A 14,445-nucleotide genomic window follows, 5' to 3' on the forward strand; every position below is an offset into this window, starting at 1 on the left:
CGATTACGTCGCCTGCACACGGACTTACACCTTTCTACAGGTCATTAGTCGATGGAGCCGACGGTCCGCAGGAGGGCTACCGAAAGCACCGGCTCCACAACCACCACCTGTTTACAAGACATCCATGCGAAAGCCGCTGACCTGCGCATATCGCACGTAACAGCGGGCAACTGGGGCTTTCGTGCAACATACGTGCGTCAAGTATGTCCCCTCGTGCCCCCTTCTGACCGTCGGCGCAGCCATGTGCTGCCCGGTGAACGGGACCTCGACAGCCTCCGCTTCAAGGCCGATGGACGCCCGCGAGCGCGGCAGGCGACCGCCAGCGCCCGCCCCCTTGTTGAGCGGCAAAGCGCAGCGCTCGGGCAAGCCGCCCACCGCCCTACGGGATGCGGTCAACGGTGGTGACCGACCAGGTACGCCCAACGGAGCTTCGGGGTGGGCTTCATATCGCCCATTATGACGGGCCGGCTGCGCGGAGACAGTGCCGATCGGGCGGACGGAACTGTCATACCTCGGCGTCCTGAGCCGACTCGATAGCCACGAGAACGTCGTGGGCCGACCACCCCCTCACGTAAGGACCAAAACGACTTGGGCGACCAAGACCGCGAGGCTCAGGCCGTTTGGCCGAAGATCTCGCGCTGAGTCATGAGGTAGCGACGCATGTCGACGATCACGCCTTGGGTTGACTCCGAGTCCGTCTCATCGAGACCGCTCAACTCGACCGAGTTCGCGTCGGCCAACTTGGTCGTGTAGTCGGCGATGATGCGCACCAACTTGTCCTCCTCCACCGACAACACAAGGGCGATCGTCCCGCTATCAGCGTTCTCCCTCAGGGCGTCCAGGTTCTTGATGAGACGAGTGATGAGGTCGGCGTCGAGGCTTCCGCTGCCGATTGCCCCCAGGTAGGCGGCCAGCGAGGCGTTGTAGTTCGCAACGCACTCCGGCACTTCCGGCTGCGCCTCCTGCTGCTTCCTGCTCATGGCCCACGCTGCTACTCCACCGCCGACGGCCGCCGCTGCTACGACACCCAGGCCGATGATGATGAACTTCGGGTTCTTGGAGCTCTTCGCGATTGCCGCACTCGTGGCGTCATCGACGTCGCTGATCGTCCGCGAGACCTCCTGGATGTGCGCCGCGATGTGTTTCCTGTTGCGAACCGCCGCGGTGCCGAGCATCGAGAGCTCGCCAGTCGCCAGCCCCTTGGCAATGTCGAGGGGCACGTCATAGGCGATCTGGATGGTTGGCACGAATTTCCTCCTGCTGGCGACGCGGGGTTACGCCTAGGGGGATCTTAGGCCGGACAGACGACGCAACTCTGGACTTCGGCCGACCAGGAACCTCCTCTACCGTGCTCACTTCCCGGTGCCCCCTCGCATGCATGCCTAATTCCCCGCCGGCGTACCGCTTCCGCAACGCTGAGAGTTGGGTCCGCAGCGGAGTCTTGCTGACCTGGGCCAGGTTCAAGGGCGGGTCGACTTCGGTCAGGATCTCGCTTTCGAGGGCCTCCAGCGTGTCAACGTCGGCCACTGGAACCGCGACGACGCTGAGGTGGGCGTGCATCCAGCGCGTGAGCTCCACCTCGTCGATGGCACGAGCCATTTGCACTGGCCAGTACGGATCCCAAGCTCCGGCGCAGTGTCGAGAGGTCGTGGCGTTTGCCGAGGTGCATGGTGGCGATCCGCCCCCACAGCGTGTTGTGCGACGTCGATCCCCCACTGCGAGTCGCACCGGCCAGTCCGGCGTGGATCAGCCCAGCCGGGAGTCGTGGCCCAGCCCGCGGCTGAGGTTTTCGGCGCCCGGGCTATCCACCCACCAGATGTACATGCCCGGAGACCGGAGACCTTCGCCGTTCGACGCGACGAGGTCAGCCAGAGTCACGGCCTGCGCCTCGTCTCGAAGATCCTGCGCGACGGCATGTGCGGTTGACCCGCGTAACGAGGTTCCATCACATCACCTTGCTTCCCATGGCTTCATCCTTCGTCCCACCCTTCGTCCCACCGAAGGGCGCGGCACGAAGACGCGCAAACGGGCACATCGATATACGGGGGCAATCCTCCCGCACTTCCGTCCAGGGGTGCTGGCGGTGGCCAGCCGCCCCGCCGACCGAACCGCCAAGGTCCCCCGGTCCGGAGTTGGTGCCTCGCGCACAGCCTCATCACCCTTCCCCGTTTGCGATGCCCAGCGCCGGATTCATCACCCCCATCGCAACTCGGCCAGACGTCCTGTTCTGCCGCACTGAGCGTGGTTTCTCCTATGTCAAGCGGCGGCGGCGAGCTGAGATGATTGGTAGTCGTGGTCGGCGTTGAGCAGGTTGAAGACGGTGCGGGCTAACCGTCTCTTGAGCAGCGCAGCGCTTCCTGCTTGGTCATGCCCTCGGCTCGCTTCTTGTCGTAGTAGGCCCGACCCAGGGAGTCGCTGAGGCGTATCTGGGTGATCGCGACGCGGTGCAGCGCGCAGTTGATCTGTCTGTTGCCCGACCTCGTCATCCGCACCTTGCCGTCGGTGCGTCCGGACCAGACCGGGATCGGAGCCACGCCGGCGTGCCGGGCGAACGCGGCCTCGCTCTTGAACCTGGTGACGCCCGCGGACTCCCCGAGCAGCTTGGTCGCCGACAGCTCACCGCAGCCGGGCAGTGCCAGCAGCTGCGGCACCTGGCGGCGTGCCAGGGCCTTGATCCGCTTGTCGAAGGTCTTGATCCGGGCGGTGAGCGTGACGATGTCGTCGAGCTCATCCAGGGCCATCTCGGCCACGATGCCCTGCAGGGTGGCCAGCCAGGCCCGCAGCGCCTGCTGGTGCTTGGCCAGGCCCAGCGACCGCGGCTTGGGTGCCCGCTCGGGGTCGAGCTCGTGGACCCGCCACAGCAACGAGTTGATCGTGCGGGTACGGGTGTTGACCAGCGTGTCTCTGCGGTCGATGAGCACCTTGGCCTCCCGTGAGACCTCGTCGTGGCTGGCTACGGGAAGGTCGGGTTCACGCAGGTAGGCCCGGGCCACTGCCAGGGCGTCGATCGGGTCCGATTTGCCGCGGGTACGGGCGCTGGCGCGGACGTTGGCCATCATCTTCGGCGGCACCCGCACGACCTGCTGGCCCGCGGAGAGCAGGTCACGCTCCAGGCGGGCCGACAGGTGCCGGCAGTCCTCCACCGCCCACACCAGCTCCTGGCCGGGGTACTGGGACCGGGCCCAGGCCAACGCCTTCAGGTGCCCCTTGGTGGTGGCCGCGACCTTGAGCTGGCCCAACTGTCGACCGACCTCATCGACGGCGACGAAGGTATGGGTGGACTTGTGCACATCGGCTCCAACAACAACCATGGTGGTTGCCTCCTTCACTCCTGAAGTGAACTGGACGGTTGGACCGGTCGGCGGACACATCTCAGTGGGGGCGACGCCACGCTCCTATCAAGTCACGCCGGCCGGTCCGTCACACCTGGTGCCGGCAAAACCACGCAACGTCAGCTCGAGAGCGACAAGCACGCTAAGAGCCAGGCACCAGGTGATCAGGATCCAACCCACCGCCATGACGCGGTACCCCCAACCCTGACACTGAGCCGCACGCTACTGCCGCCAGGAGGACGCTAGCCTTCGGCGCGTCCGCTCCTGCCGCGAGCCGCTCGTACTAACCAGGCGGGTTTAAACCTAGGACGAGGGGGCGCGTCCGGCGCGCTGTGCCAGTCAAGCGACCTTGCCGCCGTAGCGCTGGCGCGCCGCTTCGCCGGTAGTCCCGACCAAGGAGCCGATGGCGGACCACGACATGCCGGACTTACGGGCGGCGCGGACCGCCTCGAACAGGTGACGCTCGGCCTCTGACCGCTCGGCGACCGCGGTGCGCAGCATCTCGACCGCACCGGCGTCCAGCTGGTCGGCAGGGTTCGGCTCGTAACACTCGAACCGTGCGGCCAGCTCATCGGCGTGGGCCAGGATCTCTTCAACGGTGCGCGGCATGTTCATCACCTCAGGAACTTCTCTCGGGCCACCATCGCATGGACCATGACCTGGGTCTGGTCGCCATCGACGTAACCGACCTCCAAGAAGATCGCCGCCTGGTTGGGGCCGACGATCATGGTGAACCCGTCGCCCAGGTCCCAGACCCGGACGGGGTTGCGGTAGGCGTGGAGGATGTCGTCTTCTCGGAGTCCGTGTTTGAGTGCGGACGGGGCGATGATCGGAGCATCCGTCAGCCTCCCAAGGTAACTTGCCTTTGGTGCGCGGGTCAATGGCTCGGCTGCTCGCGGACGCGCACTGGCGGACTGGTGCCTCAGTGGTGCCCGGCGGGCCGCGCCGCCCCGCCGGTAGTCACTACCGCGCGCCGCCGCAGCCCAGTAACCACGCGGAAATCGTCCGGTGGTGCGCCCTCTCTTTCGGCCGGGGTCGCTCTCCTAAAGCGGGTGTCGCAGGTTCGAATCCTGCCGGGGGCACCGACTCCTTGCGGCAGTCGACCGCCTGAGTGCACGTCATCCCGGCGACAGGCCCGATGGGCACCGACTCCATCGCGCCCGGGTTCGAGTGAGCCGGTCACTTCCGGGCGTGTCGCGGGCTGAGCTGCGGCGCGCGGCCAGATCCGACCCAGCGCACCAGTGATGTCCGGGCCAAGTGCCACACTGCCCGGGTGACCCTCCCCGCCCTGACCTCGGAGTCCACCGAGCAGATCCAGCGCCGGACCGTCCTCACCCTGATGGGCAGCCAGACGCTCGGCGGGATCGGGGTCGCGAGCGGCATCGCGGTCGGCGCGATCGTGGCGGCGGAGGTCAGCGGGAGCGACGCGCTCTCGGGATTGGCGACCACGACCCAGGTGCTCGGGGGAGCGCTGGCCACGATCCCGATCGCCGCGCTGATGGCCAGGTTCGGTCGTCGGACCGGGCTCGTGACGGCATACCTGATCGGCAGCGTGGGCGCCCTGCTCGCGATCACCGCGACCGCGACCGGCGCCTTCTGGTTGCTGCTCATCGGCACCACGCTGTTCGGCGCGTCCACCACCGCAGGCAGCCAGGCCCGGTATGCCGCAACTGACCTCGCCCCGGCCGAGCGCCGTGGGCGACAGTTGAGCTGGGTCGTCTGGGCCACCACCGTCGGGTCGGTGCTCGGGCCCAACATGGTCGGCCCGGGCAAGCGGGTGGCGGCGCTGCTGGACATCCCACCGCTCGCGGGGGCGTGGGTCTTCTCGCTGCTCGGCTTCCTCCTCGCTGCTGCGCTCCTGCTGGTGCTGCTGCGCCCAGACCCGCTGCTGCTGTCCCGCCGCATGCACGCCGGTCGAGCTGAGGAGCAGGCCGCGCCGACCGCTGCCCGCCGCGGCAATGTCGCCCAGGGCCTGCGGCTGATCCGCACCACCCCGGCCGCGCTGTGGGGCACGACCGCGCTCACCATCGGTCACGTCGTGATGGTCGCGGTGATGGTGATGACTCCCCTGCACATGCGCCACGGACATGCCGAGATCGAGGTGATCGGGCTGGTCATCAGCCTGCACATCCTGGGCATGTACGGACTTTCCCCGGTCGCCGGCCAGCTCACCGACCGCTGGGGTGCCCCACGTGTGGTGCTGCTGGGCGTCGCGATCCTGCTGGTGGCATGCCTGCTCGCCGCGATCTCCTCCGACGGCCACTCCGCCACCCTGACCGTGGCGCTGGTCCTGCTCGGGCTCGGCTGGTCCTGCACCATGGTCGCGGGATCCGGCACCATCGCCGGCTCGGTCCCGGTCGCCGAACGCGCAGCGGTCCAGGGGGCGGCGGACCTGGTCATGGGTCTCTCCGCGGCCGCCGGAGGAGCGTTGGCCGGGGTGGTGATGGACCTGTTCGGGTATGGCGTCCTCGCTCTCCTGTCCGGGGTGGCTGCACTCGCGCTCGGCGCCTTCACGGTGGCGCGCCGCCGAGTCGTTAGCCTGGGTGGGTGACGTCACCCCGCAACCCTCACGGCTCCGACCCGACCCGGGTCGAGGCGGTCCAGCGCGCCAGGACCCGCTGGCGTCACGAGGTCGCCGACCTCGGCGGTCCCAACTCCCTGCTGTGGCACCGCACCTCCTTGACCGGCACCTTCGATCTCAACCTCGCCCACCCCGGGGGTGTGGCCAAGCTGCTCTCCGGACGTCCGACGCTGCTGTCCGAGCTGGTCCGCGAGCAGGTGGCCTTCCAGGATGCTGCCCGACGCCTGGGCGCGATCCGGGACAAGATCGTCGAGCTGCGACGCGAGCACGGCCTGGAGACCGGTTTCTTGGCGATCGGCCTGGCGACCTGGCACCTGCACCGCGTGCCGGTGCCTCCCCGCGCGCCGGTCCTCCTCCGTGCCTGCACCATCCGGCCCACGGACGCCGGTCACTCCGACTACACGATCGAGCTGCACGAGGACGTCGTCTTCAACCCAGTCCTCGAGCACTACCTGCGCAGCGAGGTGCACCTGCGCCCCGACTCGGCCGAGCTGGCCGGGCTGTCCTCGCAGAGCCACGGCTTCGACCCCCGCCTGTCCTATCAGGCTCTGGAGGAGTTGTGCCAGGAGATGACCGGCTTCGCGATCGGTCCGCAGATGGTGCTGGCCACCTTCCCCTGGGCCAAGCTGCCGCTCGTCACCTCCTACACCGGTGACCCCCAGCAGCACGCCGGCCACGACCTGGTGGCGGCGCTCGCGGGCGCGGACGTCTCGCTCACCTCAGAAGGGCCGGACCTCGACCGGGCGGAGGACCCGCAGCGTGAGCTCGCGGCGCTGGACGCCGACCACTCCCAGCGGCTGGTCATCGACGAGGCGCTCCAGGGCGCCTCCCTCGTGCTGGACACCCCGACGGGCACCGGCGCCACGCAGACGGTCGCCAACCTGGTGGTCGCCGCGCTGTCGGAGGGGCGGACCGTGCTGGTCGCCTCCGAGGAGCGCTCTGCGCTGGAGACCTTGCAACGCCGGCTGGGGCACGTGGGCCTGGGCGACCTGTGCCTGCACCTGGCCGAGGACCCGGCCTCGATGCGCGCAGCACTGGCCAGGATCCGGCACTCGCTCGAGCAGCTCCCGCAGGAGGTCGAGCCGGATCTGGGCCCCGACCCGCTGCCGGCCCGCGCGGACGCGCTGAAGGTGCTCGCCCGGGAGCACGACGTGCTGCACGGCGAGCACGACCCGTGGGGTATGTCGTTGGCGCGCACCGAGGAGGACCTCGCGGCGCTGGCGGCCCTGGACACGCCTCCGTCCTCCAAGGTGCGGCTGGCGCTGGAGGTGCTGCGGCCGCTCACCGACGAGCGCGTCTCCGAGGTGAGCGACGCGCTGGTCGAGGCTGCCGCGGCCGGCGCCTGGCCGGTGGGTCGGTCCCAGGACCCCTGGTACGGCACCAAGCTGACCAGCGAGGACGAAGCCTCCAGGGCCCGGGAGATCGTCGGGCGCCTCGTCTCCGGGGAGTTCTCCCAGGCGCGCACTCTGGCCGATCAGATCTGTCGGTCGGCGGGGCTGCCGGTCCCGACCACGCTTCAGCAGTGGGGGCACCGTCTCGGCCTGGTGGCCCGGGCCAGCGACACCCTCGACGTCTTCTCCGCCGGCATCTACGACGCCCCGCTGGGGGAGATGGTCGCGGCCACCGCCTCCCGCGACGAGGTCACCGAACGCCCCGGCGCGGTCAGCCGCGCCCGGCTGCGCCGCCAGGTCCGCTCGCTGCTGCGCCCCGGTGCGCCACCGCCGGACCTGCCCCAGCGGGTGCGGCAGGCCCGCGACGAGCGCGACGAATGGGAGCAGGTCGCCGGTAAGGCCGCTCGCCCCACCGCCCCCGAAGGCTGGGACGAGGCGCTCGGCGCCTGGACCCCCATCGGGGAGGACCTGACCTGGCTGCAGGGCGTGCTCGCCGGAACTCCTGCCGGTCAGGAATTCTCCACGGTGCACCTCGACGCCGTCCTCGAGCGACTCGTCACCCTCGATGCCCGGGCCGACCGCGCTCCGGTGGCGGCGACGGCATACCCCCTCCTGCAGCCGGTCCGGGAGCAGGGGTTGGGCGAGCTGATCGACGATCTCGCCCGTCGCGGTGTGGCCGCCGAGCAGATCCCGGCCGAGGTGCGCTTCGTGCACCGGACCTCACTGCTCGGGCACCTGCGCTCCGACGCGGTGCCGCAGCAGGTGCCGGGGGAGGCGGTCCGGGAGGCTGAGCGCGCCTTCCGCCGGGCCGACCGGGCGCACCTGGCCCGCAATGCTGCACGCACACGTCGGGCCGTGCTGCGACGGCTCAACCGCACCATCGCCTCGCACGCCTCCCAGGTCACCGCCTGGGAACGGGCGCTGGAGACCAGCCTGATCGGCGATGTCGACGTGCGGGACGTGATCAGCCGCGCGCCAGACGTCGTGCTGGCCGTGGCTCCCGTCATTCTCGCCTCCCCGCTCGCGGTGCCCTCGGTGTTGCCGCCAGACATGGTCTTCGACCTGGTCGTGGTGGACCGGGCGGCTCGCACGACGACCGCCCGCACCATTCCGGCGATCGCACGCGGGCGTCAGGTCGTGGTGGTGGGCGACTCCGGTGGGCCGGGTCCCCGGCCGTTCTCGGTGGTGGCTGACCCACGCTCCGAGGGTGACGCGGTCGGCCCCGGCCAGCGTTCACTGCTCGACGACGCCTCGGCGGTGCTGCCGGTGCGTCACCTGCGGACGCACTACCGCGCGCTCGACCAGGGCCTGGTCGCCCCGTTGGCCCCGGTGCTGCCGGTGCCGGTCCACAGCTTCCCCGGGCCGGCTCGCAGCGGTGCGGTCAAGGAGCACGTCGTCGAGGGTGGACCCGTCGCTCTCGTCGAGACCGCGACCGCGCAGGTCCTGCGGCTCGCCAGGAAGCACCCGGGGGACACCCTGCTCGTCCTCGGGGACGATGATGCCTTCGTCGAGGAGCTCGGGGTCGCCCTGCGGGAGCGGATCGCCCACTCCGCCGGATCGGGGGACCCGGACGGTCTGGGGTCCGCCTCGCTGGCCCTCTCGGATGACGAATCTCGCCCCGAGCCCCTCCTGGTCCGGCCGGTGGACCGCATCGGGGGCGAGGTGCGCGATCGCGTGGTTTGGGTCGGCGGCCCCGGGGTGGCGCGTCAGGCGCGGGTGGCGGGAGCTGTGCTCGCAGCGGCCCGGCGCTCGGTCGACATCATCACCGGGCGTGCGGTCGCCGAGTGGCCCGCAGGCCCTGGGACCGAACTCATCCGCCACGCTCTCGCGCCTCGCGACCAGGGCGACGGGGGATCCCGGTCCGCCGTCCTCGGTGAGCTGGTCCGCCGGCTGCGCAGCGAGGGGCTGAGCGTGCACGAAGGTGTCGGCCACGGTCCGCACGCGATCGCGGTGGGCGTGGACTCCGACGGGTTCGACACGCGGCCGGTGGCGATCGACTCCGACGGCGCGAGCGGGTCCGGTGATCCCGCGCTGCGGCGTGGCCGGGACACCCTGCGGCTGCGCCACGAACAGCTCGTCCGGATGGGCTGGGCGCCGGTCCGGGTGCGCTCGACCGACGTCTTCACCGATCCCGCGCGGGAAGTCGCCCGCGTCCTCGCGGCACACCGTGGCACCGACCAGGTGCAGGGCGTCGACCAGCCGTGAACGACGGCGAGCCGACGGGCACGGCCGCTCAGCCCCGTCCGCGCCGCCGGGGCCATCGCCGCGTCGTCGCGCCCGCGACCAACCCGGCTGCGGACCACGCGCCTGACCTGCCGGGGCCGACGGGATCAGCCGCGGACGGGGTGGAGGGGACATCGGAAGAGTCGGGATCGACCGGCGCCAGCAGCGGGGCCGCGAGGGACGCCTGGTTCCGCGAGCAGCGCCCACCGCACTGGGACTGAGGAGGTGGCCCGAGGCGATCTGCGCTCGAGAGCCGACAGGGGGTCGACCCAGGTCACGCCATACCTGGCGGTCCCCACTATCACATCCGACACGCCGCCCAAAAGGGTGGATTTGAAGGATCTAAGCACCTCCCCTACACTCTTCCGGCGGCTGAACCATGGGAGTTCGGTTGCAACCAACCCACCCCCGGACGATCGATGGGCGCTGCCCGTTGTCCGAACTGAAAGGAGAAGTCATGCTCAAGGGCTTCAAGGACTTCATCATGCGCGGCAACGTCATCGACCTGGCCGTGGCCGTGGTCATCGGTGCTGCGTTCGCGACCGTCGTCGAGACCGTCGTGAGCTCGCTGGTCGAGCCGCTGCTCAACGCCGCTGGTGGCGCCGAGGCGACCGGCCTGGGCTTCCACATCATTGCCGACAACCCCAACACCTACATCGACTTCGCCGCGATCATCAACGCGCTGATCGTCTTCCTGCTCACCGCCGCCGTCGTGTACTTCGTGCTCGTCATGCCGATGAACAAGTTCCAGGAGGCCCGCAAGGCCCGCCTCGGCATCGAGGACGAGGAGGAGGTCTCCGACGAGCTGGCGACCCTCCGCGAGATCCGCGACGCGCTGATCACCCGCGGCAACATCTGAGCAGACCTGCTTTCGGCACGTCTCCTCGACCTGCCTCAAGGGCCCCGGCACCTGGTGCCGGGGCCCTTTCGCATGCCCACGCCCGGTCCACGCAGGGGTGAACAGGCAAGCGTGCTCACCCCGCCCCGCGTGCTCACCCCGTCCAGCGTGCTCACCCCGCCCGCAACGCGACCAGCAGCGCGGCCCCCGACGGATCTGCGCCCCGAGCCGCGGCCACCGCCTCCGCCTGCACGGGCGTGAGCGACAGCCACGCCCCGGGCTGGGCAGGAGACCCGCCACCACCGGCACTGAGCAATGTCCCACCCCCGCCCTCACCGGCGACCACCGCGAGCACGACCACGTCGGCCACGGTCACCGACCCGTCGAGCGGCGAGTGCACGTCCACCCGATCTCCGGCCTGGAGCGCGCGCGCCACCGCTGGCTCGGGGACCGGCAGGAAGAATGCCCGCCCACCCTCGGGAAGGTGCGCGAGCTGCGCGGCCTGGTGCACGTCATACCGGGTCAGGACCTCACCCGGGCTGAGCACGGCGGCGGTCGGTCGGCCCACGACCGAGTCCAGGTCGGACAGCGCCCCCTCCGGTATGGCGTCGCCCGGGATCTCCCGCACGGTCACCTGGGAGGAGCTGAGCGGGGTGCCGACCCCGACGGTGGTGGTCGCCACCACCACGGGCACTGCGTCGGGGGAGGGACGGTTGAGGAAGAGGTGGGCCAGGCCACCCACCACGAGCGCGGCCATCAGTGCCGCCATCCACCGGCGTCGGCGGGACAGGCCGCCGCGCCCTCGGGCCGAGGGAGAACGGGGTCGGGCGCGCGAGCGTCGAGAGAACAGCACCCCTGGAAACTAGGCGCGCCGTGCTCGGCGCGTCACCCGCTCAGGACGAGGCTGTGGACGAGGAGCTGCTGCCCGAAGACGATGTGGACGACCCCGAGCCCGCCTTCCCGCTGCTGGAGCCCGAGCCCGACTCGCTCTTGCCCGAGGACGAGCTGGACGAGGAGTCCGAGGACGAGCCGGAGCTCTCCCCGGATCCGCCCGAAGACTTCTTCTCACCCGAGCCGGACCCACCCGAGGAGCTGCGCTTGGAGCTCTGCGAATCGGTGCGGTAGAAACCGGAACCCTTGAAGACCACGCCCACGGCGCTGAAGACCTTGCGCAGGTTGCCGCCGCAGTCCGGGCACACGGTCAGGGAGTCGTCGGAGAAGGACTGCTGGATATCGAAGGCGTGACCGCAGTCCTTGCAGGCATACGAATAGGTCGGCACGAACGGCGATTCTACGTCGGGTCCCGGGGAGCCTGCGCCCGGTGACCTAGTGTGGAGACCGTGTCCCGTCCGTTGTGGCAGCGAGTCGCCGTGCCTGTGGTGGCGATCCTCGTGGTCGTCGTGGTCGCGGCTGCCGTCATCGGGGTGGGGGTGGTGCGGCGGGCCTACCCGCAGACCACGGGGGAGCTCTCGGTGCCCGGCCTGCGGGGCGAGGTCGAGATCATCCGCGACGAGCGGGGGATCCCGCACATCTATGCCGACACCCCCGAGGACCTCTTCCGCGCGCAGGGCTATGTCGCCGCCCAGGACCGCTTCTTCCAGATGGACCTGCGCCGGCACATCGTCTCGGGCCGGCTCAGCGAACTGGTCGGTGAGGGCGGGCTGGAGACCGACAAGGTCATCCGCACGATGGGGTGGCGCCGGGTGGCCGAGCAGGAGCTGCCGATGCTCAGCCCGACCTCGCGCACCTATCTGCAGGCCTACTCGGCGGGGGTCAACTCCTACCTGGAGCGGCAGGGCGGGCCGTCCGCGCTGGGCCTGGAGTATGTCGTGCTCGCCCAGTCGGCCCCCGGTTACCAGGTCGAGCCGTGGAGTGAGATCGACTCGCTCGCCTGGCTGAAGGCGATGGCGTGGGACCTGCGCGGCAACTACGAGGACGAGCTCGCCCGCGGGCTGCTGGTCGGACAGATCCCGCTCAACCAGCTGAACAGCCTCTACCCCGACTACCCGATCGACCGCCACCCCCCGATCCTGGGCCGCGACGACTGGACCCCGCCCGCGCCGCAGCGTGGTGAATCCCAGGCGCGCGGTGGCACGAGGGGTCCGGCCGTGGTGCCCGAGCCTGGGTCCACGCCCGACCCTGCCGACACTCCGCCGATGGGGCAGGAGGGGCCGGGCTCGACGCCGACCGACGACGCCACGCACAACTGGCTCGCGGGCGGGGGCGTCCCCGCGCCGGTCGGCGAGGCTCCGGAGCAGGGCAGCGCCGATGCCGCGTTGCTGCAGGCGTCGGCGGCCATGGCGGCGGTGCCGGAGCTGGTGGGCCGCGGTGAGGGCATCGGGTCCAACTCCTGGGTGGTCTCGGGGGAGCACACCACGTCCGGTATGCCGTTGCTCGCCAACGACCCCCACCTCGCCGTGACCCAGCCCGGGGTGTTCACCCAGGTCGGGTTGCACTGCCGCGTGGTCTCCTCCTCCTGCCCCTTCGACGTGGCGGGCTTCACCTTCGCCGGCTTCCCCGGCGTGATCATCGGGCACAACGCGGACATCGCCTGGGGGCTGACCAACCTGGACCCCGACGTCACCGACTTCTACCTCGAGGACGTGATGGATGACCGGGTCCGGCGGGGCAACGAGTACGTGCCGATGGACGTCCGCACCGAGACCATCAAGGTGGCGGGGGGTGAGGACGTCGAGCTCACCGTCCGGGAGACCGTGCACGGCCCGCTCATCTCCGATGCCATGGCGGACGTGGCCGATCTGGGTCAGGGTGCGCCGCTGGGTGGGGTCCAGACCTCCAACGACTACGCCGTCTCGCTGGCCTGGACCGCCCTGCACCCCGGACGCACCGCCGATGCCATCTTCGCGATGAACCAGGCTGCCAACTTCGAGGACTTCCGCGACGCGGCCCGCCTGTTCACCGTCCCCGCGCAGAACCTGATCTACGCCGACGTCGAGGGCAACATCGGCTACCAGGCCCCGGGGCAGATCCCGATCCGGACCTCGGCCACGCACGGCACCCCGCCCGGCTACTACCCGGCGCCCGGCTGGGACCGCGCCTACGACTGGACCGGGTGGGTCGACTTCGAGGATCTGCCGTGGACCTACAACCCGCCCTCGGGCAAGATCGTGGCCGCCAACCAGGCTGTCGTGCGCGGCACCCGGCCGTTCCTGACGACGGAGTACGACAAGGGTTACCGCTCGACCCGCATCTTGGAGCTGCTCGAGAACCACCTGGAGGAGGGCCCGCTGTCGGTGGAGGACATGCAGCAGATCCAGCTGGATGACCGCAGCGCCTTCGCCGAGGTGCTCACCCCCTATCTGCTGGCCGCCCAGTTGGACGGTGACTTCTACACCGAGGCCCAGGACCTGCTCCGCGAGTGGGACTTCACCTCACCGGCCGAGGGGGAGAACTCGGCGGCCGCCGCCTACTTCTACGCGGTGTACTCCCACCTGTTGGAGAGCGTGCTGGACGATGAGCTGCCGCCCGAGCTCGGGGCATCGGGCAACTCCCGCTCGATGCTGCTCGTGGAGGAACTGCTCGCCAGCCCGGACTCCCCGTGGTGGGACGACCGGCGCACCCCCGGCGTCACCGAGTCCCGCGACGAGGTCATCCGCGCCGCGATGATCAACGCCCGGCTCGACCTCACCAAGCGGATCTCCAAGGACCCCTCGCGCTGGACCTGGGGTGAGCTGCACCAGGTGGCGATGGAGCACCAGGTGCTCTCCGGCGAGGACGTGCCCACGCTGGTGGAACGGGTCTTCGGCCAGCCCGCGCGCCCCGTCTCCGGCAGCAGCGCGATGGTCAACGCGATGAACTGGGACGCCTCGCTGGGCAGTTTCAACGTCACCTCCGGCCCGGCCATGCGGATGGTGGTGGACCTGTCCGACCTCGACGCCTCGACCTGGGTCAACCAGACCGGCGCCAGCGGCCACCCCTACCACCCGCACTACACCGACCAGACGCAGTCCTGGATCGACGGGGAGACCTACCCCTGGCCGTTCACGCGCGAGGCCGTCGTGGAGGCCGAGCGGCACACCCTGACCCTGACGCCGGAGTCCGACCCCGGCCGCTGAGGCA

Annotated in this window: 10 protein-coding genes and 2 pseudogenes; 5 read left to right on the forward strand and 7 right to left on the reverse strand. The window is 70.2% G+C overall.

The window, feature by feature from the left end:
• Positions 1 to 611: 611 nt before the first annotated feature.
• The 5 genes and pseudogenes from ACQBAT_RS02815 to ACQBAT_RS02835 all read right to left on the reverse strand — a co-directional run bounded on the left by ACQBAT_RS02815 (position 612) and on the right by ACQBAT_RS02835 (position 4,213).
• Entirely contained in the window at positions 612 to 1,247 is a 636-nt protein-coding gene (locus tag ACQBAT_RS02815; RefSeq protein WP_420746963.1) for a hypothetical protein, read from the reverse strand.
• Positions 1,222 to 1,599, reverse strand: coding sequence for a GIY-YIG nuclease family protein (locus ACQBAT_RS02820; RefSeq protein WP_420746962.1), 378 nt, complete (start codon positions 1,597 to 1,599; stop codon positions 1,222 to 1,224). Before ACQBAT_RS02820 ends, ACQBAT_RS02815 begins: the two co-directional genes overlap by 26 nt.
• Before the next feature lie 657 nt (positions 1,600 to 2,256).
• Positions 2,257 to 3,329, reverse strand: a pseudogene (locus tag ACQBAT_RS02825) (IS110 family transposase).
• 342 nt (positions 3,330 to 3,671) lie between these two features.
• On the reverse strand, positions 3,672 to 3,941 hold the full coding sequence (locus tag ACQBAT_RS02830; protein WP_420746961.1) for a hypothetical protein: 270 nt from the start codon (positions 3,939 to 3,941) through the stop codon (positions 3,672 to 3,674).
• A 5-nt stretch (positions 3,942 to 3,946) separates the two neighbouring features.
• Positions 3,947 to 4,213: a hypothetical protein gene (locus ACQBAT_RS02835; RefSeq protein ID WP_420746960.1), complete on the reverse strand. Its 267-nt coding sequence runs from the start codon at positions 4,211 to 4,213 to the stop codon at positions 3,947 to 3,949.
• Between the two features lie 392 nt (positions 4,214 to 4,605).
• Here ACQBAT_RS02835 and ACQBAT_RS02840 point away from each other — a divergent pair, with 392 nt between their 5' ends.
• From ACQBAT_RS02840 to mscL, 3 genes are all read left to right on the forward strand, one after another.
• Positions 4,606 to 5,883, forward strand: a complete 1,278-nt coding sequence (locus ACQBAT_RS02840; RefSeq protein WP_420746959.1) for an MFS transporter — start codon at positions 4,606 to 4,608, stop codon at positions 5,881 to 5,883.
• Entirely contained in the window at positions 5,880 to 9,509 is a 3,630-nt protein-coding gene (locus ACQBAT_RS02845) for a hypothetical protein (RefSeq protein ID WP_420746958.1), read from the forward strand. Before ACQBAT_RS02840 ends, ACQBAT_RS02845 begins: the two co-directional genes overlap by 4 nt.
• 475 nt (positions 9,510 to 9,984) lie before the next feature.
• Complete coding sequence (gene mscL, locus ACQBAT_RS02850) at positions 9,985 to 10,386, forward strand: large conductance mechanosensitive channel protein MscL (protein WP_420746957.1); 402 nt, start codon at positions 9,985 to 9,987, stop codon at positions 10,384 to 10,386.
• A 151-nt stretch (positions 10,387 to 10,537) separates the two neighbouring features.
• On the opposite strand, the gene ACQBAT_RS02855 is transcribed toward mscL, so the two are convergent.
• Positions 10,538 to 11,122 carry an SAF domain-containing protein gene (locus tag ACQBAT_RS02855; protein ID WP_427197742.1) on the reverse strand — a complete coding sequence of 195 codons (585 nt, stop codon included), beginning with the start codon at positions 11,120 to 11,122 and terminating at the stop codon, positions 10,538 to 10,540.
• A gap of 116 nt (positions 11,123 to 11,238) precedes the next feature.
• Here ACQBAT_RS02855 and ACQBAT_RS02860 point away from each other — a divergent pair, with 116 nt between their 5' ends.
• Positions 11,239 to 11,490 (forward strand): hypothetical protein, encoded by a 252-nt coding sequence (locus ACQBAT_RS02860; protein ID WP_420746980.1) that lies wholly within the window; start codon positions 11,239 to 11,241, stop codon positions 11,488 to 11,490.
• Between the two features lie 62 nt (positions 11,491 to 11,552).
• Here the strand turns inward: ACQBAT_RS02860 and ACQBAT_RS02865 are convergent.
• Positions 11,553 to 11,645, reverse strand: a pseudogene (locus ACQBAT_RS02865) (FmdB family zinc ribbon protein); the annotation flags it as partial.
• Between the two features lie 60 nt (positions 11,646 to 11,705).
• Here ACQBAT_RS02865 and ACQBAT_RS02870 point away from each other — a divergent pair.
• Entirely contained in the window at positions 11,706 to 14,441 is a 2,736-nt protein-coding gene (locus tag ACQBAT_RS02870; protein ID WP_420746955.1) for a penicillin acylase family protein, read from the forward strand.
• Positions 14,442 to 14,445 lie beyond the last annotated feature (4 nt).

It is taken from the genome of Ornithinimicrobium pulveris, assembly GCF_050261105.1.
GTDB lineage: Bacteria > Actinomycetota > Actinomycetes > Actinomycetales > Dermatophilaceae > Ornithinicoccus.